At 66.1% G+C, this 6,025-nt stretch carries 7 protein-coding genes; 4 read left to right on the top strand and 3 right to left on the bottom strand.

The window, feature by feature from the left end:
• Window positions 1–19 precede the first annotated feature (19 nt).
• Complete coding sequence (locus AC1D0P_RS20375) at window positions 20–655, bottom strand: LysE family translocator (protein ID WP_477652153.1); 636 nt, start codon at window positions 653–655, stop codon at window positions 20–22.
• A gap of 50 nt (window positions 656–705) precedes the next feature.
• On the bottom strand, window positions 706–1,074 hold the full coding sequence (locus tag AC1D0P_RS20370; protein WP_477678418.1) for a hypothetical protein: 369 nt from the start codon (window positions 1,072–1,074) through the stop codon (window positions 706–708).
• Window positions 1,075–1,268: 194 nt separating this feature from the next.
• Between AC1D0P_RS20370 and AC1D0P_RS20365 the strand changes: the two genes are divergently transcribed.
• Window positions 1,269–2,729 (top strand): aminotransferase-like domain-containing protein, encoded by a 1,461-nt coding sequence (locus AC1D0P_RS20365; RefSeq protein WP_477678417.1) that lies wholly within the window; start codon window positions 1,269–1,271, stop codon window positions 2,727–2,729.
• Between the two features lie 4 nt (window positions 2,730–2,733).
• Here the strand turns inward: AC1D0P_RS20365 and AC1D0P_RS20360 are convergent, their stop codons facing one another.
• Window positions 2,734–3,384: a LysE family transporter gene (locus AC1D0P_RS20360; RefSeq protein ID WP_477678416.1), complete on the bottom strand. Its 651-nt coding sequence runs from the start codon at window positions 3,382–3,384 to the stop codon at window positions 2,734–2,736.
• Between the two features lie 105 nt (window positions 3,385–3,489).
• On the opposite strand from AC1D0P_RS20360, the gene AC1D0P_RS20355 reads away from it, so the two are divergent.
• The 3 genes from AC1D0P_RS20355 to AC1D0P_RS20345 are packed head-to-tail and all read left to right on the top strand — an operon-like array spanning window position 3,490 to window position 6,021.
• A complete protein-coding gene (locus AC1D0P_RS20355) occupies window positions 3,490–4,293 on the top strand; it encodes an MlaE family ABC transporter permease (protein WP_477678415.1) in 804 nt (267 codons plus the stop codon).
• Between the two features lie 22 nt (window positions 4,294–4,315).
• Complete coding sequence (locus AC1D0P_RS20350; protein WP_477678414.1) at window positions 4,316–5,350, top strand: MlaD family protein; 1,035 nt, start codon at window positions 4,316–4,318, stop codon at window positions 5,348–5,350.
• Window positions 5,347–6,021, top strand: coding sequence for a hypothetical protein (locus AC1D0P_RS20345; protein ID WP_477678413.1), 675 nt, complete (start codon window positions 5,347–5,349; stop codon window positions 6,019–6,021). The genes AC1D0P_RS20350 and AC1D0P_RS20345 overlap by 4 nt, the downstream gene beginning before the upstream one ends.
• The last annotated feature ends 4 nt before the right edge of the window (window positions 6,022–6,025 follow it).

The raw sequence follows: 6,025 nt of genomic DNA, 5'->3' as shown, positions 1-6,025 counted from the left end.
GGGCAGAAGTCCAGGGGAATCAGCTGGGGCTTTTGAGCCGCAGCAGGCTTAAGCCCAGCAGGCCGAAGGCGCCGCCGCAGATGCGGTTGAACACCCGGGCCCGGCGCGGCGTGCCGAACCAGCGGTGCGTGTGGCGCGCCAGCAGCACGTAAGCCATGTGCGAGACCAGTACGCAGGCGGCGAACGCGCTGGTCAGCGCCAGGAACTGCGGCAGCACCGGGGCTTCGGGGTGGATGAACTGGGGAAATAGCGCGGTGAAAAACAGGATGCTTTTCGGGTTGGTCAGCGCCACCAGCAGGCCCTGGCGGAACAGCGCGGCATTGCTTTTTCCCGGCAGCGATTGTTCCGGCAAGGGCGCGTCGAACATCGAAGTCTTGCTGGTCCATTGGCGCCAGCCTAGGTAAACCAGGTAAACCGCGCCCACAGTTTTCAGGACCGCGAACAGCCAGGCCGAGGTGTGCAGCAAAGTGCCCAGGCCGGCCATGGCCGCGGCCGACACCGAAAACACGCCCAGCACATTGCCGGAGGAGCTCCACAGCGTTTTGCGCGGCCCCCAGGCCACGGCATTGGAAACCGCCAGCAAAATGCCCGGCCCGGGGCTGAGCGCGGTCACAAGCGAAATGGTGATGAACAAAAGCCAGGCGGAAGTGGTCATGGGTGTGGGTGAAAGGGGTGGGAATGAAGATCGAATTTACCGTGCCGGCTTTAAACCGGCTTGGCGCTGCGGTATCGGCCGCGCGCGGCCTGTGTGATTCCTGAGAGGCGGATGAACCATTTTTTGCCCGCCGCCGCCAGCCTTTCCAGCCGCGATGCACGGATGGGCTGGCATACAAGGCAGGCCGCTCCGCCATGCTGGGCGGTTACCGTGACCCAGCCATCCTGGACGAGGATGTGCGACTGTCCGGATTCCAGCGCCGTGGCGCTGCAAAACACCTGTTCGCCCAGCCAGCGCGGCGCGCCCGTCACCAGCAACGTGCCCGAGGTGCTGATCAGCGCGCTGCCGGCCTTGCTGTGGAAGAACAGGGATTCACCGGCGTCGAGTTCAAGGCGGCGGGAGGCGTAAGGGTCTTGCATGGCGGCTCCATTTAGGGCTTTGCGTGGACAAGGGGAGGACATGGCTGCAAGATTAAGGAAAGCGCCGGATTCCCGACAGATGCACACAAGGCCTTTCTGTATCGGTACAGAAGACTTTTTCTTCATCTGTTATGGTCTGATTTCGCCCCATCTGTGGCTGTGTCGCCGCAGCCCCTTCACGGATCATTCAAGCCATGGACGTGTTACCCCTGACGCAACAACCCCTCTACCTGCGGCTTTCCAGCCACTACCGGCAGGCCATCCAGTCCGGCGTGCTGATGCCCGGCGAACGCATGCCCTCCGTCAGGGCGCTGACACGGCTGCACCAGGTCAGCCTCTCCACTGCCGTTGAGGCCTGCCATACGCTGGAGGATGAAGGCCTGCTGGAGGCGCGGCCGCGGTCCGGCTACTTTGTGCTCAAGCGGCGGCGCACCGACCTGCAGCCGCCCAGCGAGCCAGAGTTGGGCCGCAAGCTGGACCCGGCCCAGTACGTCGGCATCCATGACYGCGTCTCGGACTTTGTCGCCAAGTGCGACTTCTACCCGCTGGTCACCAACCTCGCGGGGACGTACGGCTCGCCCGATATGTACCCCGCCGAGGCGCTCAAGAACGCCGCCACGCGGACCCTGCGCAAGCATCCCTTCCTGCTGGTGAGCGCGCCTGATTTTCTGCACGATTCACCGCTCAATGCGGTGCTGGCCAAACGCGCGCTGGAAGCCGGCATGCAGCTGTCGCCCGAGGACATCCTGGTGACCCACGGCTGCATAGAGGCGCTCAACATCGCCTTACGCGCGGTGGCGCAGCCCGGCGATACCGTCGCGGTGGAGTCTCCCACTTACCACGGCCTGCTGCAGATTCTCGAAAGCCTGGGCCTGCGCGCGCTGGAGATTCCCACCAGCCCGCAGCAAGGCATTTCCGTCGAGGCGCTGGACTTGGCCCTGCGCACCCACGACCGCATACGCGCCGTGGTGGTCATGCCGAATTTCCACAACCCGCTGGGCAGCGTCATGCCCGACACCGAAAAAGAAAAGCTGGTGCGGCTGTGCGAGCGCCAGCAGATCGCGCTGATTGAAGACGATACCTATGGCACGCTGGGTCCCGATGACGTTCCGCTGAAGGCCGCCAAGGCCTGGGACCGCGATGGTTCGGTGATTTACTGCGCCTCGCTGCGCAAGACGCTGGCGCCCGGCCTGCGCCTGGGCTGGGTCGCCGGCGGCCGCTGGCAGGCCCGCATCCAGATGATCAAGTACGCGCAAAGCCGCGCCAACGAAACCCTGGCCCAGTACACCGTGGCCGAGTTCATGGCCTCCAGCGCTTATGACCGCCACATGGCCAGGCTGCGCCGCATGCTCAACGCGCAGCGCGAGCAGATGGCCGAAGCCATCGCGGCTCATTTCCCGCCCGGCACACGCTTGTCGGTGCCCCGGGGCAGCATGATGCTGTGGGTGGAACTGCCGGCCGGCACCTCGGCGCAGGCCGTCTTCGACACCGCCATACGCCAGGGCATACGCGTTGCGCCGGGCTCCATGTTTTCCAACTCGAATCGCTTCGACAATTTTCTGCGCATCAGCTGCGGTGCGCCGTTTTCCGGCCAGGCCGACGAGGCGCTGCGCACGCTGGCCGCGATTGTCTCGGCCCAGGTGGCGAAAGCTTGAGAGGCTAGTGCGCCGCCGCGTGGCTGCGCTTGACGAAGAACAGGCCCGCGCCCACCGCCATCAGCATGCCGCCGAAGACGCGGTTCTGCAGCCGTACCGCGCGTGCATTCTTGAAAAAGGTTTGCAAGCGGCTGGCCGCGAAGGCATAGCCGTGCATCACCACGGTGTCCACCGCTACCGTGGTCACGGCCATCACCAGCAACTGCGGCCAGAGCGGCCGGCTGGGGCTGATGAATTGCGGCAGCACCGCCACCATGAACWGAATGCCCTTGGGGTTGGTCACGTTGGTCAGCAGCCCGGTGAAAAAGCGCCGCCTGGCCGAGAGGCCGTTCCCGTCGGCCGCCGCGGCCCCGCCATCCGGCGCAATGCCGTTTGATGAACGCCACTGCGACCAGCCGATGTAGATCAGGTAGGCCGCGCCCAGGATTTTGACGACGCTGAAAGCCAGCTCCGAGGCCACCAGCAGCGAACCCACGCCCGCACCCGCCACCAGCAGGATGACAACCAGCCCGATCTGCAAACCGGCAATCGTCGCGCGCGTGCGCCGCATGCCAAAACTCAGGCCGTGGCTCATGGCCAGCACCGCGCCCGAACCCGGGGACAAGGCAATCAGGATGGAGGCGAGGAAGTAGGCGGTCCAGGTGTCGAGGGCCATGGAGTATTTGCGACCAGGGAGGTCGGAAGAAGGGGAGGGGGAGGGGAGGGCAAAACGCCTGCCATCCTACATGGAACCGGCAAGGCCCGCGGGTATCATGCCCGGATGGCATCCAAGGCACACGGACAGGATCGACTCACGCAAACCGGCCGTGCCGCGCAGCAGTGGGTGATCGAGTGGTGGCGGCTGGTGCACCTGGGGGCGATCATCCTGGTGCTGACGCTGTCGCCCTCAAGCTACAGCCCGCAAAGCCGCGCGATTCTGGCGCGCCACATCTATATCAACACCGCGCCGATTCTTTTGTGGTTTACCGTGCTGTGCGCGCTGGTGACGGTGGTGCTGACGCGCATCGTGCTGGTGACGGCGCTCAGCTACGGGCTGTCGCAGTATGCCCTGCAGGTGGTGATTCGGGTGCTGGTGCTGGAGCTGATCCCGCTGACGGCGGCGCTGTTCGTGGCGCTACGCTGCACGATTCCCGACGGCGCCGAACTGACGGCCATGCAGGCCAGCGGCGAGCTCGACGAAATGCGGCGCAAGGGCATAGAGCCGGTGCGGCGCGAGGTGCTGCCGCGCGTGGTGGCGGGCATGTTCTCGGGCATCACGCTGGCCGCGCTCAGCTGTGTGGTGGCGCTGGTGGTGGCCTACATCGCGACCTACGGTTTCACGCTTTCGGGCCTGGCGTCTTACACCCGGCTCTTCGGCCAGGTGTTCAGCCCGGCGGTCACGCTGATCTTTGTGCTCAAGACCCTGTTTTTCTGCCTGGCCGTGTCGCTGATTCCGATGGCTTCGGCGCTGTACGGCATGTCCGAAGCCAGCGTGCGCACCAGCGCCGAGATGCGCGGGCTGGTGCGCATGTTCGCCGTGATTTTGCTGATCGAAGTGGCGTCGCTGGTCGGCAATTACTATTGACTCAACAAAAAAAGTACATCCCATGAGTTCATCCCACGACACCCCCAACCCATCACCGCCGCCGCCCGGCCGGCCGGACCCGCTGCAGCCCTCGCGCGAGACGGAGTCCTCGCCGGCGGAAATCGCCGGCCTGGAGTTCAAGGCCAGGCTGCTGCTGCTCTTCATGCTGCTGCTGGTGTGCGGTTCGGCGCTGTATGTGATGTATGCGCGCGGCGCGTTTGAATCGACCCAGCGCCTGGTGCTGATCGCCGACGATTCGGACGGCGTGGTGGTCGGCATGGACCTGACCTTCTCGGGCTTCCCGATCGGCCGGGTCAACCGCGTCGAGCTGGCGCCCGACGGCAAGGCCCGCATTTTGGTCGATGTGGCGGCCAAGGACGCCCACTGGTTGCGCACCAGCAGCGTGTTCACGCTGGTGCGCGGGCTGGTCGGCGGCACAGGCCTGCGCGCCTACACCGGGCTGCTGAACGACCCGCCGCTGCCCGCAGGCGCGGAGCGTACCGTGCTGCTGGGCGATGCCGCCGCCGAGGTCCCCAAGGTGGTCGCCGCGGCCAAGGAACTGATCGAAAACCTCAACACCCTGACCGGCGAGGGCGGCGCGGTGGGCGCCAGCCTGGCCAACGTTAAAACCCTGACAGAGCGCCTCAACGGCCCGGGCGGCGCGCTCACGGTGCTGCTGGGCAGCGAAGCCGAAGCGAAGAAGTTCGCCGCCACGCTGGATCGCACGAATTCCCTGCTTGCCAAGCTGGACGGCCTGGCCGCCAAGACCGACACCCAGGTCTTCGGCGACAAGGGCCTGATGCCGGAAACCCGCGCCACCGTGGTGCAGCTCAACACCATGCTTGGCGAGGCCCGCACCAGCCTCAAGAAGGTCGATGCGCTGCTGCAGGACGCCCAGGCCGTGACCCGCAACGCCAAGGTCGCCACCGATGACCTGGGCGCGCTGCGCGCCGACGTGGAGGCCAGCCTGCGCAAGGTGGAAGGCCTGATCAACGAGATCAGCCGCAAATGGCCTTTCGCCAAGGATGCGAGCGAGGCGGAGATGWAACTGCCATGAACACCACCGCCACAAAACTTGCCATGTTGCTGGCTGCCGCCGGGCTGCTGGCCGCCTGTTCCAGCGGCCCGCGCGCGCCGGACTGGCAGCTCGAAGCCAAAGGCTCCATGGACAGATCCGTCGCAGCCTACATGGAAGGCAACAGCCGCGTCGAGATGGCCGAGCTGGAGCGCGCGCGCGGCCAGCTCACGCGCTCGGGCCGCGCCGACCTGCTGGCCACGGCCGAACTGCTGCATTGCGCGACACGCATCGCCAGCCTGGTATTGGACGAGCCCTGCACCGGTTTTGAAAAACTGCGTACCGATGCCACCGAAGCCCAGCGGGCCTATGCCGATTACCTCAAGGGCGGGGTCCGGTCGCAGGGGATTGCCTTGCTGCCTGAATCGCAACGCGCGGCTGCGGCCGGCAATGCGGGCGCACTGGCGGGCATCACCGACCCGCTGTCGAAGCTGGTGGCGGCCGGCGTGCTGCTGCAAACCGGCAAGGCCGACCCGGCCGTGATCAGCCAGGCGATCGACACCGCCTCGGCCCAGGGCTGGCGGCGCCCGCTGCTGGCCTGGCTGGGCGTGGAGCTGCGCCGGGTGGAGCAGGGCGGCAACACCACCGAAGCCGATCGCCTGCGCCGCCGCATCGAATTGACGCAGAACATGCCGGCACCTGCGAAGCCATGAAGGG

Source organism: Polaromonas sp. P1_G2, from assembly GCF_056405515.1.
The sequence above is the reverse complement of the archived record's forward strand: the minus strand, read 5'-3'. Positions and strand labels throughout refer to the sequence as shown.

What these genes read in the sequence shown, in the direction of transcription:
- AC1D0P_RS20355 (WP_477678415.1), top strand. Translation starts at nt 3,490, where the DNA reads ATGGCATCCAAGGCACACGGACAGGATCGACTCACGCAAACCGGCCGT.
- AC1D0P_RS20370 (WP_477678418.1), bottom strand. Translation starts at nt 1,074, where the DNA reads ATGCAAGACCCTTACGCCTCCCGCCGCCTTGAACTCGACGCCGGTGAA.
- AC1D0P_RS20345 (WP_477678413.1), top strand. Translation starts at nt 5,347, where the DNA reads ATGAACACCACCGCCACAAAACTTGCCATGTTGCTGGCTGCCGCCGGG.
- AC1D0P_RS20375 (WP_477652153.1), bottom strand. Translation starts at nt 655, where the DNA reads ATGACCACTTCCGCCTGGCTTTTGTTCATCACCATTTCGCTTGTGACC.